The sequence below is a fragment of the Oscillospiraceae bacterium genome (assembly GCA_035353335.1).
GTDB lineage: Bacteria > Bacillota > Clostridia > Oscillospirales > JAKOTC01 > DAOPZJ01.
The window spans coordinates 1-21,426 of sequence record DAOPZJ010000046.1; the positions used below are offsets into that span (position 1 = coordinate 1).

The window sequence follows — 21,426 nt, forward strand, 5'->3', positions numbered from 1 at the left end:
ACCACATCCTCTTGAAATTGTTCCGTGATAACCCTCTGTTCTAGTCAAGACCCTATTTTAAATCCAACCGGGATCGCCGTTAATTCCGATCAAGGTCGGCCATACACTATCGAGCTGACCTTTTTCACTCGTCAGATATTTGACTGTCTTCCGCACCAACCCGTCTTCGGGTTGGCTCTTTAAAAACACGGCATAAAACTCAACTCTGAATGGATAATCGTTGTCTTCGTATGTCTTGCCGTCCACTGTGAAGGTTTGATCGTAGAACATCGCATGAATGCCGCCTCGATGATATAAAGATATCCCGTCAAATTCGAAGACAACTTTTGACCGAACGACGTTCTCGGTGTAACCGGGAGCGTCGTATTTTAACAACGGGAACAGATTGCGCATTGAGGCGGTCATATACGGCACAATACGTTGCATTTTCGCCTCGTCCCAATACATCGTTTCTCCCTTTAAATAAAGATCAAGCAGTTTTTGCGAAGATATATCCGTATGGAGACTTTGCTGTTTGGTGCAAACGACAAGCGCATCTTCAGCGAACTTTATAAATTCATATTTCTCGGGATATTTTATTAATCCATCGATTTTCGGTACGAGTATCAAATCGTATTTACCGCTCTCAAGACCCTTGTAACAATCCGCTGTACTCTGTACATCTATAAACTCATTTTCTTCGTAGGACCCTCCGGCTTTATGATAGCAAAGCTACGGTGCGACTCCCGCCGTGCTGGGATTCACGGCGATGTCGGGCAACGTTGCCGATTCCTTAGTCTTTTCGGTATAGATATACGGATCGGAGAAAAATTGATTATTTTCCGTCTCGACCAGTATGTAATTGTCAAAGGCGTATTTGTGCAGCGCCGAACCGGCGGAGGTGTGAATTTTTGTATTATAATTCACCGGAAAGCTGTCGGGCATTTCAATATCGCCGTTTAGAACATAAATGTCTGTTAAATCATAACAATTATTAAACGCGTTGTTGCCAACATAACAAACCGTTTCCGGAACTTGAGTTGAAGTCAAAGTACTCGAATCAAACGCCGAATGTCCAATTCGTTCCAATCCCTTGGATAAGGTGATTTCGGTCAACAAAGAATGATAAAACGCCTCGTCGCCGATCTCCTTAACGCTCTCCGGCACTGTATAAACGCCTGTGCGCTCTTTTGGAAACATATATAAAACCGTCATTTCGCGATTGAACAATATCCCATCCACTACGGTCAAATAGGGATTTTGGGGTTCAACCTCTAAGGACAGTGGACTTTCCCGCCACCGCCAGAGCAATCCGGTCGGGAAAAAGCTTACATCCGACCCGAGTATGATTTTTTGGATTTTCATAAGAGCTTGCTCGCCGTTTTCTTCCCCGTATATGCCAAATCCCTTTACGGTGTGTCCGTCCAACTTACCCGGCAATGTCAGTATTGCGCCGTTTCCGAACCATGCGGTAATAACGGCGTTTCCGGATTCGTCAAGTCGGTATTCAAATTCTCCGCTTTTTGCAGTTACAATCTTTGAGACTAATCCTGGCAAAGGCTTGAGCGGTTTCACATATTTTGATGGAGTTGACGGTTCAAACGCGGGCACAGAGGGGCGAGACCAAACCGAGACCGATTGAACCGAGCAGCCGGCCAGAAACACTAAAATCATAAAAATCGCAATGATTCTTTTCATAAATTCCCTTCCCCGGTGCGCAACAAACGGCTTATTCTTTGTCCAATAAATCAGTGATCCTCTTCCCGTTTACGGTAAACCCAACAAGTTTGCAATTCGAAATTTTCATGTTTGTCAAATTACAATCGGATATCTTGCCGTCTGACAAATTTATATCGCTAAACTTGAATCCGCGCATATTGATGTTGGAAAACTCACTGTTTTCAAGGTTCAAATCATTTAAAAGAGCTCCGCTCATATTGCTATGTTCGATTTTAATCCGCTGCGGTTCGTTTTTCGGAACAGCTTCGCCGTCAAATCCGATGAAAGTCGTGATTTCCTCAATCGGCCTGCGCGGGGTTTTGGGCGATTCATTGACCGCATATCCGACCGGAATCACGGCAACCGGGCGGAAGTTTTTGTCCAAATTGAGTACGTCCGAAACGGCTTGTTCGTCAAATGCTCCGCACCAACAGGCGGCAAGGCCTTCGTCTGCTGCACAGAGAAGCAAATTCTCTATCGCGGCGGCGGTGTCCTGAATGCTATATAAACTACGACCTCTTTCACCGTATCGGGCACTTGTCCTCCCAAGGTCGGCGCAAACGACGATATTTACGGGTGCTTCCGAAATGAAATGCTGTCCGCCGGAGGATTCGAAAATCTGTTTCTTGACTGCCGCATCCCTTATCACATAGAAATGCCACGGCTGACGGTTACCCCCGCTCGGCGCAGACCGCGCGGCGTCCAATAACAGTGTAATCTTTTCAATCGGCACTTCGTCCGCTTTGAAATTTCGGATGCTTTTCCTTTTCCATGCGAGTTCGTTAAAACTCATAATCAACCCTCCAAATTTCATTTAACATAACATATCTGTATAATATTAACAACGTCATGGTAATAAAACAGCGGCAATCTGCCGCCGGTTTATCCGATATTATAGTCCCTGCATCTGCTTGATCTTCATGAGGTTGACGCGCGTGCTGCGGTCGGCTTCGTCGAGCTTCATTGTGATTGCGCGAATCGTCGACATAAAATTCGGAATCATGACGTATTCGAGGGCGTTGACGCGCCTGCGGGTGCGCTCGATCTCCTTGGCCATCAACTGGCAGCTTTTTTCGACCTCGGCCAGTTTGATCAATTTTACAAACACCGCCTGCAACCGTTCGAGAGCAAAATCCAGTTCCGCGGAGGTCTGTGCAAGGCCGTAAGGCAGCGCCGTCTCGACGTTTTCGCGCTTTAATTCAAACACGGGCGTGTTGACGCTCATGACGTTGCGTGTGCTGACCTCAACCGAAACGCTCTGCATCGGAAACAGCAGCGCCGACTCCAGTCCCGCCGCGCTCATGACTGCGCTGGCGATGACAAAGTTGCCGAATGCAGCCGAGAGCTCCTTTTCGACCTCAAGCCGCAGTTCGCGGTTCTGGCGTACCAGTTCGATGAACTTTTTAACCAGTTCGTCCTGTTTGTCTTTGAGCAATTTATGACCCCGTTTTGCGGTGGTAAGCCGTCGCTTGAGCAGGGTCAACTCCATTCGGGTCGGGCTTACGTTGGTGACGGGCATCGGATCAGTCCTTCTTCGGGTAATATTTCTCGATGTAAACTTCTTTGATACGCTTTAACTCGGATTTCGGGAAGATGGTCAGCAAATCCCAACCGATGTCGAGGGTCTGATCGATGGTTCGGTCCTCGGTTTCGCCCTGTCCGACATAGCGTTTCTCAAACGCGTCGGCGAACTTGGCATAGAACTTATCCATCTCGGACAACGCGCCTTCGCCCAAAATGACGGCGAGTTCCTTGGCTTCTTTGCCGCGCGCGTAAGACGAGAACAGCTGGTTCATCAGACCGTCGTGATCCTCACGGGTCTTTCCTGCGCCTACGCCCTTTTGCTTCAGACGCGAAAGCGACGGCAGCACGTCGACCGGCGGCAGAATGCCCTTGCGGTAGAGGTCGCGGGACAAAATGATCTGCCCCTCGGTGATATAGCCGGTCAAGTCCGGGATCGGGTGGGTTTTGTCGTCCTCGGGCATCGACAGAATCGGAATTTGGGTGATCGAGCCGGTGCGTCCGCGCACACGGCCCGCGCGCTCGTAAATCGAGGCGAGGTCGGTATACATATAGCCCGGATAGCCGCGGCGGCCCGGAACCTCTTTGCGGGCGGCGGAAATTTCACGCAGCGCCTCGCAGTAGTTGGTGATATCGGTCAAAATGACCAGCACGTGCATGCCCATCTCATAGGCCAAAAATTCGGCGGCGGTCAGTGCCATACGCGGGGTCGCGACGCGCTCGATAGCCGGGTCGTTGGCCAAATTCATAAATAACACCGTGCGGTCGATGGCGCCGGTGGCGCGAAAGTCGCTGATAAAATAATCGGCTTCTTCATATGTGATACCGATGGCGGCAAAGACGACGGCGAACTGGGTATCGGTGCCCAAAACTTTTGCCTGACGGGCGATTTGGGCGGCGATACGCGAATGCGGCAGACCCGAGCCGGAGAAAATCGGCAGTTTCTGGCCGCGCACCAGCGTGTTCAGTCCGTCGATCGACGAGATACCGGTCTGAATGAACTCGGACGGGAAGTCGCGGGCGGCCGGGTTGATCGGGCGGCCGTTGATGTCGAGCCGCTCTTTGGCGATGACCGGTGCGCCGCCGTCACGCGGGTTGCCGAGTCCGTCGAAAACGCGCCCGAGCATATCTTCCGAAACGCCCAGCTGCAAACTCTTGCCCAAAAACCGTACGCTGCTGTCGCGCAGGTTGATGCTCTGCGAACCTTCGAACAGCTGGATCAGCGCTTTATCTCGGTTGATCTCAAGCACTCTGCCGCGGCGCTTGTCGCCGTCCTGCGTCGTGATCTCGACCAGTTCGTCGTATTTGACGCCCTCGACCTGCTCGACCAGCATCAGCGGCCCGACGATTTCGCGGATGGTTTGATATTGCTTATACATCGGTTTACCTCCTTACTTGGTCTCGCCGAGCGTTGCCGCGGTCTGGCGGCGGAGGTCGTCGGCGATGCGGTCGAATTCCTTGATATCGTCTTCCGAAATATCTTTTTCACGGGCGAGGTCATGCAGCACCGGCATCGCCATGATGTCGGATAAAAGCGCGCCTTTGGCAACCGCTTCTTCGCCCAGTTCATAGAATAAAATCTCGTTGCGCAGCATCTTGTACATCTTGTGCGCCGAGCAGTAGCTGTCGGTGTCAGAGAAGGAGTTTTGCTGCAGATAATCCTCGCGCAGCGACCTTGCGGCCTCGAGGCGGAACTGATCCGCTACGGACAGCGAGTCGATACCGACCAGACGGACGATTTCCTGCAATTCAGCCTCGACTTGCAGCAGCCGCATGGCTTCGGTGCGAACCCGCACCCAGTCGGAACTGACGTGATTTGAAAACCAGTCCTCCAACCGTTCCAGATACAGCGAATAGCTATTGAGCCAGTTAATGGCCGGGAAGTGACGACGGTAGGCCAGCGCGTAGTCGAGACCCCAGAAGACCTTGACAATGCGCAATGTCGCCTGCGTGACCGGTTCGGACAAGTCGCCGCCCTGCGGGCTGACCGCACCGACAACCGTCAGCGAACCCTCACGATTGTCGCTGCCCAAGCATTTGACTTTTCCGCTGCGCTCATAAAACTCGGCGGCGCGGCTGCCGAGGTAAGCCGGGTAGCCCTCTTCGCCGGGCATTTCTTCCAAACGACCCGACATCTCGCGTAAAGCTTCCGCCCAGCGGCTGGTCGAGTCGGCCATCAGCGCGACCGAATAACCCATATCTCTGAAATATTCCGCAATCGTGATGCCGGTATAAATCGACGCTTCACGCGCCGCGACCGGCATATCCGAGGTGTTTGCGACCAGAATCGTGCGCTTCATCAGCGACTCGCCGGTTTTCGGGTCCTTTAATTCGGGGAACTCGTTCAAAACATCGGTCATCTCGTTGCCGCGCTCGCCGCAGCCGATATACACGACCACTTCGGCGTCGGCCCACTTGGCCAACTGGTGTTGAACAACCGTCTTACCGCTGCCGAACGGACCCGGGATGCAGGCGGTACCGCCCTTTGCGACTGGGAAGAAGGTGTCGATGATGCGTTGTCCGGTGATCATCGGCACCAGCGGCGGTAGTTTTTCAACATAGGGCCGTCCGATACGAACCGGCCATTTTTGGAGCATCTGCAGCTGCCTGTCGCCCACTGCGGTCGTGATAACCGCTACCGGCTCGACGACCGTAAAACTGCCCTCTTCGATTTCTTTAATTGTGCCCTCGTAACTCTTGGGCACCATAATTTTATGGGTGATGATCTCGGTCTCGCGCACCGTGCCGATGATGTCACCCTGAACGACCTTGTCGCCCTTTTTGACGGTCGGGACAAAATCCCACTTCTTTTGACGGTCGATCTTGTCGACGGTGATGCCGCGCCCGATAAAGTCGCCGCTTTTTTCGCGGATGACCTCCAGCGGACGTTGAATCCCGTCATAAATTCCTCCGACGATGCCCGGAGCAAGCTCGACGGAAAGGGGTTCGCCTGTGGTCTCGACCGGCTCACCCGGCCCGAGCCCCGAGGTCTCCTCATAGACCTGGATGGATGCGTTAGCGCCGCGCAGTTCAATGACCTCTCCCACGAGGTGTTGATTGCTCACGCGCACCACGTCATACATTTTTACGTCGTCCATGCCGTCGGCGACCACGAGCGGCCCCGAGACCTTTGTAATTGTTCCGGCCATATTTGTTGATCCTTTCCTGTGTGAAAACTCGCGTAGGACAATGATTATTGCTTAAATATATCGGTGCCGATGGCGCGCTCGACGCTCGCCTTGACCGCCGCAAGCCCTTTTCCGGTGCTGCCCGCGTTATTCGGGATCAAAATCAGCGCCGGAGTCGTCTTGTTGCGGTAGGCGGCGAAGACGGGTTCCATTTTCTCCGCCAGCGGTTCGGTGATAAAAATGATTGCATAATGTTCTTTTTCGAATTCGGCGATCTTGCGAGAAGCCTCGCGCTCGTCGAAAGTGGCAAACACAGTCACGCCCAGCGCGTTAAACGCCAAAATCGAATCCCGATCGCCGATGACTGCAATTTTTCCCGTCATGCTCTATCCTCCTAAAACAGTTGGCGCAGACGCTGCCGGATAACCTCGGGGCGCATCCCGTTGATCTTGCCCACAAGGATGATCCGCAGCTGGGCGATCTCGGTCAGCTTGGCCGCCACATAGCCCATAAGCAGCTCAGGTCCGAAAGCGATCTTCTTGCCCGCGCGCACTGTTTCCGTCAGATAGTCGTCGCAGTCGCGCTCGAACGCGGTCAGATCCCCCTCACCCGCGCTTTTGGATAGTCCCGCATACGAGGTGAAGCCGAGCTTTTTCGAAAGCGCGTCGGTGCTGTCGAAGCAGTCGTCAAAAAACTCCACGGGCAGGGTTCCGCCCTCGATGAACACTGCGTAGAAAGCGCCTCTGCCGCCGGTGCGCGTCCTCAAAAAATCACGGAGGTTGGCCAGATCGATGCTGACACGCACATAGTTTCTAATAAAATCATTGCGGCACTTTTTGGCGTATTCCGACTGCGCGGTATACTGCGCCCGGTCGAGGGTCAAATCGATCACGCTGACCGACGAACCCGCCGAGAGGGCTTTTCGCACTGCGGCGACCGCTTCTCCGACGGCATGCGGATACTTAGAAAAATCGCCGTCTTCAAAGGCGTCTCTGAGCATCGGCGGCTCGTAAATACCGAGTGCCGACATCAACCGTGCCGGGTCTTCGCCGAGTTTTTCACATCGCAGCAGCACTTTCAAATTAAAGATATCATAAGCAATCAGGTACAGATCAGCCAGCGCCTTGTCCGGGCAGACCTCGCGGATGTACGAAAGCACCGCCCGCGTCTGCGCGGTCAGCATGCCTTCGAACTCCTCCGGCTTTTGCAGCACATCGGCGCTCTCGGCATAGACCGTTCCGGACAACGCCTTAAGAGCCGACGGCGCGTCGGATGCTTCCGTCAGCTGTTCGAGCTTTGCCCGTGAAAGCAGTTTATTTTCCAACTCCGCGGTTCTTGCGACCGCGTAATAGTACCGTTCGCTCACTGTATCTGTGTTCTCCTATCAAAACAGGATTTTTGCAATTTGAGCCTCGATTTTATCGCGGTCAAGCTCCAGCGCGGCCTCGAAAGTGCAGACCTGACGACTGTTTTTGCCCTGTACGATAAATCCGTCGGCAATCTCGGAAGTGAATGTGCCGAGTATGACTTTTTTGCCTGAAAGCGCGGCGTTCATCTTGCCGATGATGCCTTCTCCGAGTTTGGCTTTGGCGTTTTCGGACAACCGAATCTGTTCGCCGCCCTCGATCGTGCACTGCGCAAACAAGTCCAAAATCGCCTTTTCGTACTCAGCGGGGTTGAATGCAGCAATCCGCTTGACGGCCTCGTCGCAGACGCGGTCGATCAGCTCTTTTTTCGCGGCCAGCATTTCTTTGCGCACGGCAAGGGAGGCGTTAGACGCGGCGATTCGTTGTTTTTGGGCGCGTACGGCGGTCATCTTGGCATCAGTCTGTGACTTCAGCTCGGCGATTTTTACTTCATTTTCCCGCTTGATGCGAGCCGCTTCGACTTTTGCCGCAGCCAGCATACGCTCGCTCTGGGCTGCGCCGTCGGCCTCGATTTTATTCTTAATGCTCTCGATTCCGCTCATAAATTTCAGACCTTGATACCGAGCCACATCAGAACCGACGCGATCAACGCCAGCAGCGCGTATGTCTCGACGATCGCCGCCATTGTAACTGCTCTGGAGCTGCTCTCAGGACGTTTGGCGACGAGAGCGCATCCGCTTGCGCCGACTTTTCCTTGGTAGATAGCCGAAAACAGACCGACGATGCCGACCGGCATACCGGCCAGTAGAAACATCATGCCCTGTTCCAACGAGAGCGCTGCGAGATTGCCCGAGAAAACGCCGATTTTGACCCAGATCAAGACCGCCACGATGAAGCCGTAAAGGCCTTGGGAACCAGGCAGAAGCTGAAGAATCAAAACTTTTGCAAACTTTTTCGGGTCCTCGGTGACAACGCCTGCTGCCGCCTGGCCCGCAATTTTGACGCCCAATGCCGAACCGATTCCTGCGATTGCCGCCGCGATGAACGAACCGATGAACGCCAGCACAACGCCGGTGAATACAGGTTCGGAAGCCGCGGTTGTTATGATGCTTTCCATTTTTAAACCTCCGTGTTGATGTGTTATGTTGAACGGGTTTACCCGTTACAGCCGTTACTTGATTTCGATATATTGCGTGTTTCTGGCCAACGGTACAAACTCGTCGCCGTTGCCCCCGAAGAATTTGCCGAAAAACTCGACATACTGCAGGCGGCTGGTGTGAACGTAGGCCGACAGCAGCGAAAGTGAGAAGTTGAGCGCATGTCCGATCAGCAAAACGATAACCATAAAGATGATGCCGAAAACGCTGGTTCCGACAAGACCGGACATCATATTAAAGACCCAGGCGATAATACCCGAAGATAAGCTCAGAGCAAAAAGGCGTGTATATGACAGTGCGTCACCGACGAATCCGAAGATATTATAAAGTGATCCGAGGCCGCCGCCGAGTTTTCCGAACAACCCTTTGGACGAGCGCCCCTGCGTCAGCACCAACACGACCGCGGAACCGATCGCAGTCCATTTTCCGATGGTTCCGATCAGAGCACCCGTATCACCCGGAATCGCCATTGGCCCCGCCAGCATGAGAATTCCGACGATCAGCAGCATCCAAAAACCCTGATCGAAAATCGCGGCAAAGACCTTGCCTTGTTTGATGTTTTTTAATGCAAGTGCGATATAACCGCTGAACATGTGTACGATGCCGATGCCGATGGTAAAAACCATTGTTTGCAGCGGAATTTCCAATTGAATCGGCATGCCGGTCGAAGAGGTGACGGGAAGCAGCGGAGGAATAACAGAGGTTCCGAACCAACTCCCGAAAATGACACCTGAAAGAATCGCACCCAGTCCCCCGGCTAAAAACACGCCCATATTCTTGCGCATGCCGGGTTTCGGGTGCAAAAACAACAACACTGCGCCGCAGGCAAGCGATAAGATTATGCCGTATCCCGCATCTCCCAGAATTAATCCGAAAAACAACGAATAAAAAACCGCCACCAATCCGTTGGGGTCAACATCACGATAATTCGGGTGTGAAAACGAATCTGTCACGGACTCAAAAGGCCGTATGATTTTATTATTTCGCACGAGCACCGGGGGCTCGTCCTCTTCGGTTACCTCGGAAAACTCCACCACGACATTATCAGTAACCTCGGCAATTGCCTTTTTCAGCGTCTCTGCGCTCTCGACGGGAACCCAGCCATCGGCGGCGAAACAGCGCATTGTGTCCTCGGATAATGCTTTTGCGTCGAGCAGCCCGCCTTTGATGGCGGTCAGGTCGCTCATGTTTTCAAAATAGTCTAATAAATCACTACTGCCCGCTTCGGCCTCAATCGATTCCTTGTCCCGTTCAAGTTCGACGATCTCTTTTTTCAACCGTTCGGTCTCGGCCTCGGCTGTGTCAGTAAACTCGGAAAAATCCACCTTGGCCCAGTTGAAGCGTTTGGCGGTCTCGTCCCACGCCGAAACGGAGCTCTTGTGCGCAGCAATAATATAATATGTATTTTCGGCATCTGCGTACACTTCCTCAAAAACGATCCCGTCGAGCCGGTCGATTTCGGCGGCAAAACCCGCGCTGTCGCGCTGTAAAACAGAACCTGCAGCAACCAATGCAGAATCGGTATCACGTATCTCGGAAAGCGGCATTTTTACCGGAAGCCAGGGAAATAGCGCCGCAATCATTGATTCGGCGCGCTCCCGCTCGCCGTTTATTTCACAAAGGCGGCTCTCGTATTCCCGCACTTTTGCCACAGCTTTTTCAAGCTGTTTTTCATCTTTTGCTAAAACGGCTGCGGTCTTTTCATCGACCGGGCGCGCCACAACGTCAAGCGAAGCAAGCAAGCTTCTGGTCACAACGCGGTATTTTGAGAGAAAATCGATGCAAAAGTCGATTTCGGTTCGATTAGACATATGAATCTCGACCCGCTTCATCTTTTCGGCGTCGCGGGTCTCCCCGATAAATTGGATTTTGCCCAGCCGCTGCAATTTTTCTAAAATCTCGTCCTGTTCGTTTAAGAGTCCCAGAATCGAGACCTTTTTCATCTCGACGATCATTTTGCGACAAGCTCTCCGATCACGATTTTTAAGGCTGCCTCGATGTTTTTCTCAGCACATTCCATCGTCTCGGCGATTTTCTGCCTGCCGTTTTGTATCTCTTGATCCAAAGCCGCCGCACTCTCACGCTCGGCCTGAAAAGTGCCCTCGATCAGTTGTTTATGCGTAAGATCGAAAGCCTCATCATATTTTTTAATCGCCTCAGCCCGAGCCGTTTCCACAATTTGATCGGCTTCACGCTTTGCCGCTTCCACCTGTTTGCGGACGGCTTCTTCGGCCTGTTTGACCTGGGCGACAAGTTCGGCGTTCATGCTAAGATTTCCTTTCGTCATTCATTTCCGACGCGGGTAATTCGGTGATCAAAACCTTTGCGATTCTGAGGTTGTCAACTTCCTCGATCGTGAATCTCAGGCCCGCAGTCTCAATTTCCGTGCGTTCACCTGCGGCAGGAATATGCCCGAGCTGCGACAGCAACAGACCGCCCACCGTGTCGTAATCGCCCTCCGGAAGCTCCACATCGAGCAGGTCCTCCAAATCGGTAAGGGTCATGCTCCCGTCGACTTCATAAGTATCTTCGCCGGTTTTGACGAATTCGTCTTCCTCGTCGTCATATTCGTCGCGCATATTGCCGACAATGCTCTCGAGCAGGTCCTCGATGGTCACGAGCCCCGAAGTACCGCCGTATTCGTCGACGACGATGGCAAGTTGGATACGGCGTCCGGTGAGTTCTCGGAACAATTCACTCAAGCTGACCGATTCGGGTACAAAAAACGGAGGCCGCATGACTTTCTCGGCGTTGATATCGGCCGGCAGCTTTTTCCCGACATATTTTAAGAGGTCTTTAACGTAGACAATTCCGATAATGGTGTCGATGTCGTCGCGGTAAACGGGAAGACGTGAATATCCCTCTTCAATGGCGAGTTTCAAAACCTCATCAACGGTATCGGTATTCTCGACGGCGCAAATCTCGGTGCGGTGGGTCATGACCTCGGCTGCGACACGGTCGTCAAATTCGAAGACGTTATTGATCATCGCCTTTTCGCTGTCCTCGATCACGCCTTTTTCCTGCCCGACATCGACCATCATCCGAATTTCTTCTTCGGTCACCTGTTCGTCGTTCTCACCGGGGACCACGCCGAAAATGCGTGCGAACCCTCCCGCCGCCCATTTGACAAAAGCGGTCATGGGATAATTCAGGTTTGAAACCAATTTGAGCCAACCGGAAAAGCTCAATGCGATCTTTTCACAGTAATGCGCGCCGAGCTTTTTCGGAAACCAATAGCCGAATGTCAGATAGACAACGGCACTGATGAAAAACAATAACAGCGACGATAGAACCGAAGCGAATCCGCCTGCATTGATAAACCAAACGGTGACGCCCGCAGAAAACGCAGATAAAGTACAAACGACAAAAGCGAGTGCAAGCATGATGCGCCCGGTGTCCAAGCTATCGTAAAATCGGGACGGTTCCGAGGTCATCCTGATAATGCTCTGAGCCGATCTTTTACCTTCCTCAGCCAGCTTTTTCAGCCGGGAATCGGCAATGGTGACCGCCGCGGTCTGAGCCGCGCAGGTGAAAAACGCGAACAGCAGAAATGCGATTGCGGTGATACACCACCATATATCGCCTTCTATTTGAAATTCCTCCAATAAAATAGAATAAGGTCATTGCATTTCATTTGCATACTAACCTTATTATATTCTATCTCATATGGTCAGAATTGTCAACGATATAGACGCCGTCTTTTGCATCTGCGGTCATCAAAAACACATCCTCGGGCACGAGTCCTTTACTTTGCAGCAAATCGCGGAGCCACTGTTCGTTGCGGCCGTAAAATTTCAAGCCGTTCGGATTGATTTTCCCGTCAGCAATCACGACCGCCGGAATTCCGTCCTCACAGCGGTCTTTTTTTAAAAAAATCGACATATGTCCGTTGGTCTCAAGCACGATACAGGAGAGTTCCCCGGGATTCGGGCAGCCCGTTTGGCGCATCCCCTCGCAGATATCCTCGACGGTGATGCGCTGCCTGTGCATCTCGGTATGATCGATCTTGCCCATGTTCATCAAAAAGCTCGGGGAACCGTAAAAGAATTTATTGATCCGCGGGCTTGCGAGCGTCAGCGCCGACATTCCGAGTTCCAACACAACCAGCAGTCCAACCGCCGCCAGAGCTTTTAAAAATGGCATGGTCTCGTTAATCAAGGGCTCGGTGGCAATTTGGGAGATGATGATCGTGATGGCGAGTTCCGGAACTTGAAGCTGCCCGACCTGCCGCTTGCCCATGATGCGCACCGCCGCGATAATCGCAACGAACGCACCCGCCGTCTTCAACAGAAAAATCCACAAAAATTACCGCCTCCCAAGGTTTAGGTTGACCTCGGAAAGCGGCGATTATACTTTATGTAAATGAGCAGTTGCCAGTTGCCGCAGGTAATAGGTAATAGTAAATAGTGAAAAGGTGAGGTACCGCGCGGCGGGATATTTAAAAAATCAATCTTTGCATGAGCATATCAATTTACACTTGCTTTATTTCGGTTACTTCACAAAGGTGCGGTAAATGGCGTTGATGGCCGGTTCGAAACTGCTTTCCTCAACGCCGATGATGATGTTTAACTCACTGCTGCCCTGGTCGATCATGCGTACGTTGATGCCCTCTCCGGCGATGCAGCGGAAAATGCGTGCTGCAGTGCCGATGGCGCTCTTCATTGCGCGTCCGACGACCGCAATCAGCGCAAGCCCGCGTTCGAGCCGGATCACATCGGGCTGTGCGGTGATCATCATCTCATCCATGATCTTTTTTTCGAGACCTTCGATATCCTTTTCGCTGACGATCACACACAGTGAATCGATGCCCGACGGCATATGTTCAAAGCTGACATTGTTATTCTCTAAAACCGAAAGCACCTTCCGGCCGAAGCCGATCTCGGCGTTCATCATCTCTTTCTCGATGATGAAGATACAGAAGCCCTTTTTACCTGCGATTCCGGTAATGACATTCTGTAAATCCGTTCGGTCGGTATGTGCGACGATCATCGTACCGGGCGCATCGGGGTCGTTGGTGTTTCGGATGTTGATCGGGATGCCGCTCTCGCGCACCGGAAAAACCGCGTCCTCGTGCATAACCGTCGCGCCCATATAGGCGAGCTCGCGCAGTTCGCGGTAGGTGATCGTGCTGATCGTGCGCGGGTGGTCGACGATGTGCGGATCGGCCATCAAGAAGCCGGACACATCTTTCCAGTTTTCATATAGATCCGCACCCGCAGCCCTCGCTACGATGGAGCCGGTGACATCGGAGCCGCCGCGTGAAAAAGTTCTGACAGTCCCATCGGGCATAGCTCCGTAAAATCCGGGAATCACGGCGTACGGGCAGCCCGAGAGCCGTTTCGAAAGCACGGAAATGGTGGTTTTGGGATCGTAATTGCCCTTTTCGTCAAAGAAGATGACCTCGGCGGCGTCGATAAACTCAAAACCGAGCAATTTCGACATCACAAGTCCCGACAGATATTCGCCGCGGCTCGCGACATAACACTCCGGATGCTTGATATCGGAAGCGAGAGCCCTTTCGATGTCTTTGCGTTTCTCGGACAAATCGAGCGTTATGTCCAATCCCGCGATGATCTCGTCATACCGCGCGAAAATATCGTCCAGCACTTGCATGCGGTCTGTTTCTTTTTTGGCAAGCGACAGCAGCAGATCGGTCACTTTGATATCAGCCCCGAAGCGTTTGCCCGGAGCGGAGGGGACGATGTACCGGCGGTCGGGGTTTTGCGCGATGATTTGCGCCGCCTTTTTAAATTGTTCGGCGTCGGCTAACGACGTTCCGCCGAATTTCGCCACACGGATATGTCTTTCCTGCATTTGCGCCTGCTCCATTATAGAATTACGGCGTGGTATGCCGCAGTTATCATTACATTATATTCGGAATTTTAAACAGAGTGCTCATATTAATATAGTATGAACCGCCGGCCTCATAGGGTCGTTCCTATGAAAACAAATCAAAGCAGTTCCGCCGAGGCCTTGTCAAGATACAAAATCCAATCGGCTTTTTGTTTGAGCAGCGTCGCCGGTACTGTTGGGGACAACTCGCCGTAAACAGTATTTTTAACTGCGGCAGCCTTGACTTTATGCGGCACGATCGAGATGATCCGATCGCTCCTCATGATCTGTTTCGGAGTCATCGTGATAGCCTGCTTCGGGACGTCGCCGACAGTGGCGAACCAGCCCTCGCCGACTTGTTGGCGTTTGCAGGCGTCGTCAAGATTGACCACAATGTAGGCCTCGTCATTGTCAAAATCGGCCGGAGGGTCGTTGAACGCGATATGCCCGTTTTCGCCGATTCCGATCACGCCGAGATCAATTGGCGCTTCGCGCAGTTCTTTTGTCAGTTTGACAATATTGGCTTTTACGTCGCCCTCGCCGTTGACAAAATGCGCAGCCTTGAGCGGCACTTTCCCGACGAACCGCTCGGTCAGATATTTTCGGAAACTCGCAATATGAGTAATCGGCAGACCGACATATTCGTCGAGATGGAACATCTCCACTTTCGTCCAGTCGACCGGTTGTTTGATCAGATTTTCGAACATTTGAAATTGAGACGCACCCGTCGAGAGCAGAATCCGCGCGCAGCCCTTGATTGCGATTGCCGCATTAATCACTCGCGCCGCTTCTTCGGCTGCGGTTTTTCCGAGCTGTTCGGGTGTGTCGCTGACTGAGATTTTCATGTTTTAATGTCCCTTCGCAGAGGAGCTTGAAAACTAATCTTTCAAGCTTATCCTCAAAAATGAAATACGCAACGAATTATAACACACAATGAAGCGGTTGGCAACTAAAAAGCAACGCAGACCCGAGCCCGTCTGCCCGCAAAAAACCGTCCCGAACGAAGTTCGTTCGGGGCAGGAAGTCATATTGAGATATAAGGATTTATTTTTTAGTGGGAGAATGCTTTTCGGATATATCGCTTTGCGCTGAAAACTTTCAACTTTTGACTTTTATTCTACATCTTGCAAAGCATCGTAGCCTTCTTCTCCGGTGCGTACTTTGACGATGTTTTCAACGTCATAAACAAAGATCTTTCCGTCGCCGATATTGCCGGTATAAAGGACCTTCTTGGCGGTTTCGATTACTGTGCGGACGGGCACTTTACTGATGACGATTTCGACTTTGACTTTGGGCAACAGATGCGTTTCAATTTTAGCGCCGCGATAAAATTCCAGATGCCCTCCCTGTGCGCCGTACCCAAGAACATTCGACACCGTCATGCCGGTGATGCCGATCTGATCCATTGCCTCTTTAAGCTGTTCGAATTTGCTCTGCTTGGTAATAATCTCAACCTTAGTGAATTTTACGCCGCTCGAGATTTTTCCTTCATTCTTCTTAACCTGAACAGGAAGAGCTTGCTCGACGGGAACCGTGCCCGTGACAGTTGTTTTTATTCCTTTAAACGATCCAGCCGTTTCGTTATATTCGATGGTGACAAAGTCGGGATAAGCGTGATTGCCGTGTTCGCCGACATCAAGACCTTCGATCTCCTCCTGCGCTGTCACGCGTATTCCCATCGTCACTTTGATCAACAGCCAGATACCGACCGATGCAGCAAAAACAAATGCGCCGACCGAAAGTACACCCAAGGCCTGTTTACCGAGCAGATCAAAACCGCCCCCGAAAAACAAACCGTTCTGTGTGGCAAGGCCTACGCCCGCTTCGGAGAACAAACCGACAAACAGGGTACCGAGCACACCGTGCACCAAGTGCACCGAGAGTGCTCCGACCGGGTCGTCGAGCTTCATACGATCGAAGAACAAAACCGAAAGCACCACTATAATTCCTGCGACAGCACCGATGATAATTGAACTGGTGACGCTGACATACGCGCAGCAAGGGGTAATTGCGACAAGACCCGCCAGCAGCCCGTTGATCGACATCCCCAGATCGGGTTTGCCGATGATAATCCACGAAGCCGCTGTTGCCGTTAAAACAGCGATGATTCCGGCGGTATTCGTGGTCACAACGATGTGCGAAATCGACATGGGTTCCGCCGCCATTGTGGAACCGGGGTTAAACCCAAACCATCCGAGCCACAGAACAAACGCACCGATAGTGGCTAAACTCATGTTGTGCCCCGGAATCGCATTGACTTTTCCGCCTTTGCCGTATTTTCCGATACGCGGTCCCAAAAGTATCACACCCGCAAGCGCCGCCCATCCGCCGACCGAGTGCACCACCGAGCCGCCCGCAAAGTCGAGCATTCCGAGCTTGGCTAAAAATCCGCCGCCCCAAATCCAGTGACCCACGATAGGATAGACGAACATGGTCAGGAACAGAGAAAAAACGATAAACGAGATGTACTTGATACGCTCTGCCACAGCACCCGAAACAATGGTCGCGGCTGTCCCGCAAAATACCAGCTGGAAGAAAAACTTTGCCCAAAGCGGAATTCCGGTCCAGGCGATCGAGGAATATACGCCTTGATAAGCATCCCCGACAGCAGGTGAGTTATCCGCTCCGCCCACCATAAACAGACCTTTTAGACCGATGAAGCCGTTGCCGTCCCCGAACATCAACCCCCAGCCTAAAATTAAAAAGCCGAGTGACGAGACCGCGAACACGATAAAGTTTTTGGATAGAATATTCACTGCGTTTTTTTGACGTGCAAGACCGCTTTCAACCGCGGCAAAGCCGAGGTTCATAAAAAAGACCAAGGCGCCGGTGATAATAACCCATAAGGTATCGAGTATAACCTGAGTGTTCATATTTTCCCTTCTCTCTGTAAAAATAGACAACAAAAAAAGCCGCGGGTATAAAACCCACAGCCCCTTTGCTGTCGATGAGCACAGTATATCCGATGTTTTTTAAAAAGTCAACTGATTTTTATGTTTTACTTCCCGATAAATTCCGCAATTTCGAATTTAAGAAACAACCGTCTCATGACCGGCGGTGACCAATTTGTAATAAGCCCCCCGTTTTGCCATCAGTTCCTCATGGTTTCCGCTTTCAATGATCTTTCCGCTGTCGATATACATGATCTTGTCGCAGTCGCGGATCGTCGAAAGCCGGTGCGCGATCAGAAAACTGGTCCTGCCTTTGAGCACCGCTGAAATACCTCTTTGCAGTTCCCGTTCGGTCTTGGTATCAATCGAGCTTGTCGCTTCATCCAGAATTAAAATCTTCGGATCGCTGATGATGGTTCTCGCAAAAGCGATCAATTGTTTTTGCCCCTGTGACAATCCGGAAGCTCTCTCGGCGATCTCGGTTTCATAACCCTTGGGCTGCTGTGTGATAAAACTATGCGCGGAAACGGTTTTCGCGGCATTTTTCACCTGTTCGTCGGTCGCATCGAGCTTTCCGTACCGGATGTTGCTCGCGATCGTGCCGGTGAAAGCGAAACTGTCCTGCATCATGATACCCATCTGGCTGCGCAGCGAATTCATCGTGACCTTGCTGACGTCATGTCCGTCGATGAGTATTTGCCCTGATTGAATATCGTAAAATCGTGAGATCAAATTGACGATGGTCGATTTTCCGCTCCCGGTCGGGCCGACCAGCGCCACGCTCTCGCCCGGGTTGACTTTAAAACTGATTCCGTGCAATATTTCGGTGCCTTTTTCGTATTCGAAATGCACATCTTTGAACTCGATTTCACCTCGAATCGGGGGCAGCGCTTCGGCATCGGGCGCGTCGATAATCTCGGCTTTCTCATCCATCATCTGAAAGATTCTTTCAAGGTATGCCACCGCCGTCATAAAGCTGTTCAGGATGACCGCCAAAGAGATTATCGGGCCCCAGAACCTCCCGGCGTAGCCCGTCATTACCACAATCGTACCGACCGTGGCGGTCGGAGAGAGCAGCAGCACGCCCGCAACATAAATCAGGCAAGTCACCGCGTTCGCGACCGTGTCGACCGAGAAGTTCATGATTTCGCCGGTCATGACCGCCCTTAGCCAAGCGCTCTTTGTGTTCAGCGAAAGCCGTTTGCAGATGTCGCGGTTATATTCCTCGCGCGCAAAGATCTGCGTGACTTTCATCCCGTTGATGTTCTCGGCTAAAAACGCGGTCAGATTGCTGCTCTTGTTGGAGAATCTGCGCCAGACTTTGACCTGTTTGGGCCGCAGCAAAAACGCGATCAACAGAAAGAAAGGCACGCCCGCCAGCGAATACAACGACAATCTGACGTCCTTTAGGAACATGAACCCCAGAATGATGATAATATTGAACATCTCGAGGATGAAGTTGACGACGCCGTTGGTCAGAATGTCGACAATGGAGTTGACATAGTTAATGACCCGTACCAGAATTTTACCGTGCGGGCGGCTGTCGAAGAAAGAAAACGACAGCGTCTGCATGTGCTTGTAAAGGTCATTTCGGATGTCAAAGATAATGTTCTGTCCGGCGATAGCGATTAAACGCATTCGGACAACGGCCAGCACAATCGAAAGCAGAATACACCCCATCAAAATGCAGCCGTAGGTCAGGATCATTCCGGTGTCCTTGTTCGGGATCGCCTTGTCAATGACCGCACCGGAGAGCGAAATCGTAAACAAACCGGCGATGCTGCTGATCAAACTCACGGTGAATGCCAAAATCAATTTCGACTTATATTTTTTAACGTAGACGCCCGCACGGATGAAATGTTTAAAATCAAACGGGGAATCCAGCGACTCGTCGATGTCATATTTATTTCGCGCCATTTTGAATTACCTCATTCCGTCTGCTGCGACTGGATCTCATAGATATCGCGATAAAATCCGGGTTTGCGGATCAATTCCTCATGCGTTCCGCATTCGGTGATCTCGCCGCCCTGCATCACGAGAATCTCGTCGGCCTCGGCGACGGTCGAAACGCGCTGGGCGATGATGATTTTCGTGCAGGAAAACGGCAGCGACTGGAGCTGCCCCCAGATATAGCGCTCGGTCTTCATGTCGACTGCGCTGGTGGTGTCGTCGAGTACTAAAATCGCGGGTTCGATGGCAATCGCGCGGGCTAAAGCGACTCTTTGCCGCTGGCCGCCCGAAAGGCCCATGCCCCGCTCGCCGACGATGGTGTCATAATTCTCTACCATCTTGGAGATGAACTCGTCCGCATCAGCCCGAACCGCGCTCACCTTCACCTGTTCTTCGGACATATCGGGATCGCCGAATGCGATGTTGCCATCGAGGGTATCGGAGAACAGAAACACATCCTGCGTGGCCATTCCGATGTTCTTGCGCAGTCCCTGAAGGTTATAGTCGCGCACGTCGACGCCGTCGATTTTTACGCTGCCCTCTGAGGCATCGAAAAATCGCGCGAGCAGGTTGATGAGCGTGGTCTTTCCGCTTCCGGTCTCGCCGACAATGGCGAGGGTCTTTCCGGCCCCGACGGAAAAAGAGATATTTTTAACAATTGTAGTGTCTTTGATTTTAAATGAGACGTTTTCAAAGGTGATTTCACCTTTAAACCGCCCGGGTGCAATGCTGCCCTTGCGGCTGATAATGCGCGGTTGGGCGTAATAGATCTCCATAGCCTTGTCTGCGCTCGGGAAAAAGCGCTGGAAATCGTTTAAGAAGTTGCCGATGTTGCGTATCGAGGTGGACAGCGCCCAGATCAGCGCCGTAAACGCGGTCAGATCCGCGATCTGCATTTTCCCTTTGATCGTCAGAATTCCGCCGACTGTCAAGACGATAACCGTCAGAAACTGCGATAAAAATTCGGGGATCGGCCAGATCGAGAGCCAGGTTTTGTTGGCCTTTAAAACAGCGGTCTGGTAATTTTCGTTGGCCTTTTCGAACCGGTCGTATTCATAGTCCTCGCGGGCAAAGGCGCGCACGGTCTTATTGGCGTCGATATTCTCCTGCGCGATCTCGGAAAGGCGGGTCATTCTGTCGCGGTTATCGGTATAAAGCGGCCGCATCTCTTTGGAGAACCGTTTGGATGTAAGATAGATAAACGGGAGTACGATCAGCAGACAGAGCGTCAAAAACCAGTTGATTGTGAAGAAGTAGGTCACCGAGGCAAAAAACATCAGCGTCGTCGAGACGATCATAAACACGATATACCGGGCGTTGTAACCCACCATGTCGAGATCGTTTTGAATGCGCGTCAGAATATCACCGGCGTTCATGCGGGAATAAAACTCGCCCTCCTGCTCGGTGAGATTTTTAAAGATCTTCATTTTAATGTTGTGTACCAGGGTCTGAGACGATGACTCACGCAGCCAAACCCCGGTGGTGTTAAGAATATTGCGCAGCAAAACAAGACCCATCCAAAGCGCCAATACCGGCGGCAGCCACTGTTCGGGATTCGGCGTCCCGGCGGTGATATTGCCGATGATATAGCGAATCAGAATGGGCCATACAAGCACGAAAAGCGAAACAACGACGTTAAAAACGTGCGCAGTTATATATCTGGATAAAGTGCCTTTGAGGTTTTTAAAAAGCCAGCGCATCTGGAGCACGGTGGTCCCTCCCCCCATTTAGCCGAAGGTTTTGCACCTGCCAAAGTATACCCTACCCCATGAAAAATGTAAACCCTTTTTTCAAAAATTCCACATTTTTTCCAAACAGAGATAAATCTGAAGTGGTAAACTAAAATTGGACACGGAGGGGGTAGAAATAGGACACGGTGATG

The 21,426-nt window shown here is 51.8% G+C and carries 19 protein-coding genes; all 19 read right to left on the reverse strand.

Annotated features, from left to right (window positions below):
• Positions 1 to 57 precede the first annotated feature (57 nt).
• The 19 genes from PKH29_09530 to PKH29_09620 all read right to left on the reverse strand — a co-directional run bounded on the left by PKH29_09530 (position 58) and on the right by PKH29_09620 (position 21,244).
• A complete protein-coding gene (locus PKH29_09530; GenBank protein HNX15074.1) occupies positions 58 to 426 on the reverse strand; it encodes a hypothetical protein in 369 nt (122 codons plus the stop codon).
• A 285-nt stretch (positions 427 to 711) separates the two neighbouring features.
• Positions 712 to 1,677 carry a leucine-rich repeat domain-containing protein gene (locus PKH29_09535; protein HNX15075.1) on the reverse strand — a complete coding sequence of 322 codons (966 nt, stop codon included), beginning with the start codon at positions 1,675 to 1,677 and terminating at the stop codon, positions 712 to 714.
• 31 nt (positions 1,678 to 1,708) lie between these two features.
• Entirely contained in the window at positions 1,709 to 2,491 is a 783-nt protein-coding gene (locus tag PKH29_09540) for a nitroreductase family protein (GenBank protein HNX15076.1), read from the reverse strand.
• 99 nt (positions 2,492 to 2,590) lie between these two features.
• Positions 2,591 to 3,217 (reverse strand): V-type ATP synthase subunit D, encoded by a 627-nt coding sequence (locus PKH29_09545; GenBank protein HNX15077.1) that lies wholly within the window; start codon positions 3,215 to 3,217, stop codon positions 2,591 to 2,593.
• 4 nt (positions 3,218 to 3,221) lie between these two features.
• Complete coding sequence (locus PKH29_09550) at positions 3,222 to 4,598, reverse strand: V-type ATP synthase subunit B (protein HNX15078.1); 1,377 nt, start codon at positions 4,596 to 4,598, stop codon at positions 3,222 to 3,224.
• 12 nt (positions 4,599 to 4,610) lie between these two features.
• Positions 4,611 to 6,368, reverse strand: a complete 1,758-nt coding sequence (locus tag PKH29_09555) for a V-type ATP synthase subunit A (GenBank protein ID HNX15079.1) — start codon at positions 6,366 to 6,368, stop codon at positions 4,611 to 4,613.
• A 44-nt stretch (positions 6,369 to 6,412) separates the two neighbouring features.
• A complete protein-coding gene (locus PKH29_09560) occupies positions 6,413 to 6,730 on the reverse strand; it encodes a V-type ATP synthase subunit F (protein ID HNX15080.1) in 318 nt (105 codons plus the stop codon).
• Between the two features lie 11 nt (positions 6,731 to 6,741).
• Positions 6,742 to 7,713, reverse strand: coding sequence for a V-type ATPase subunit (locus PKH29_09565; GenBank protein ID HNX15081.1), 972 nt, complete (start codon positions 7,711 to 7,713; stop codon positions 6,742 to 6,744).
• 18 nt (positions 7,714 to 7,731) lie between these two features.
• Positions 7,732 to 8,316, reverse strand: coding sequence for a V-type ATP synthase subunit E family protein (locus PKH29_09570; GenBank protein HNX15082.1), 585 nt, complete (start codon positions 8,314 to 8,316; stop codon positions 7,732 to 7,734).
• A 5-nt stretch (positions 8,317 to 8,321) separates the two neighbouring features.
• The gene (locus PKH29_09575; GenBank protein ID HNX15083.1) at positions 8,322 to 8,831 is read right to left on the reverse strand and encodes a V-type ATP synthase subunit K; all 510 of its coding nucleotides are present in this window, start codon (positions 8,829 to 8,831) and stop codon (positions 8,322 to 8,324) included.
• Between the two features lie 54 nt (positions 8,832 to 8,885).
• Positions 8,886 to 10,826, reverse strand: coding sequence for a V-type ATP synthase subunit I (locus PKH29_09580; protein HNX15084.1), 1,941 nt, complete (start codon positions 10,824 to 10,826; stop codon positions 8,886 to 8,888).
• On the reverse strand, positions 10,823 to 11,137 hold the full coding sequence (locus PKH29_09585; GenBank protein ID HNX15085.1) for a hypothetical protein: 315 nt from the start codon (positions 11,135 to 11,137) through the stop codon (positions 10,823 to 10,825). The genes PKH29_09580 and PKH29_09585 overlap by 4 nt, the downstream gene beginning before the upstream one ends.
• Before the next feature lies 1 nt (position 11,138).
• A complete protein-coding gene (locus tag PKH29_09590) occupies positions 11,139 to 12,476 on the reverse strand; it encodes a hemolysin family protein (GenBank protein ID HNX15086.1) in 1,338 nt (445 codons plus the stop codon).
• Positions 12,477 to 12,528: 52 nt separating this feature from the next.
• Positions 12,529 to 13,173, reverse strand: a complete 645-nt coding sequence (locus tag PKH29_09595) for a DUF421 domain-containing protein (GenBank protein ID HNX15087.1) — start codon at positions 13,171 to 13,173, stop codon at positions 12,529 to 12,531.
• 189 nt (positions 13,174 to 13,362) lie between these two features.
• Complete coding sequence (locus tag PKH29_09600) at positions 13,363 to 14,685, reverse strand: aspartate kinase (protein HNX15088.1); 1,323 nt, start codon at positions 14,683 to 14,685, stop codon at positions 13,363 to 13,365.
• A gap of 137 nt (positions 14,686 to 14,822) precedes the next feature.
• Positions 14,823 to 15,548 (reverse strand): glucosamine-6-phosphate deaminase, encoded by a 726-nt coding sequence (locus PKH29_09605; protein ID HNX15089.1) that lies wholly within the window; start codon positions 15,546 to 15,548, stop codon positions 14,823 to 14,825.
• Positions 15,549 to 15,815: 267 nt separating this feature from the next.
• Complete coding sequence (locus PKH29_09610; GenBank protein ID HNX15090.1) at positions 15,816 to 17,576, reverse strand: ammonium transporter; 1,761 nt, start codon at positions 17,574 to 17,576, stop codon at positions 15,816 to 15,818.
• A 156-nt stretch (positions 17,577 to 17,732) separates the two neighbouring features.
• Complete coding sequence (locus PKH29_09615; GenBank protein ID HNX15091.1) at positions 17,733 to 19,511, reverse strand: ABC transporter ATP-binding protein; 1,779 nt, start codon at positions 19,509 to 19,511, stop codon at positions 17,733 to 17,735.
• An 11-nt stretch (positions 19,512 to 19,522) separates the two neighbouring features.
• Positions 19,523 to 21,244, reverse strand: coding sequence for an ABC transporter ATP-binding protein (locus tag PKH29_09620; protein HNX15092.1), 1,722 nt, complete (start codon positions 21,242 to 21,244; stop codon positions 19,523 to 19,525).
• Positions 21,245 to 21,426: the final 182 nt, after the last annotated feature.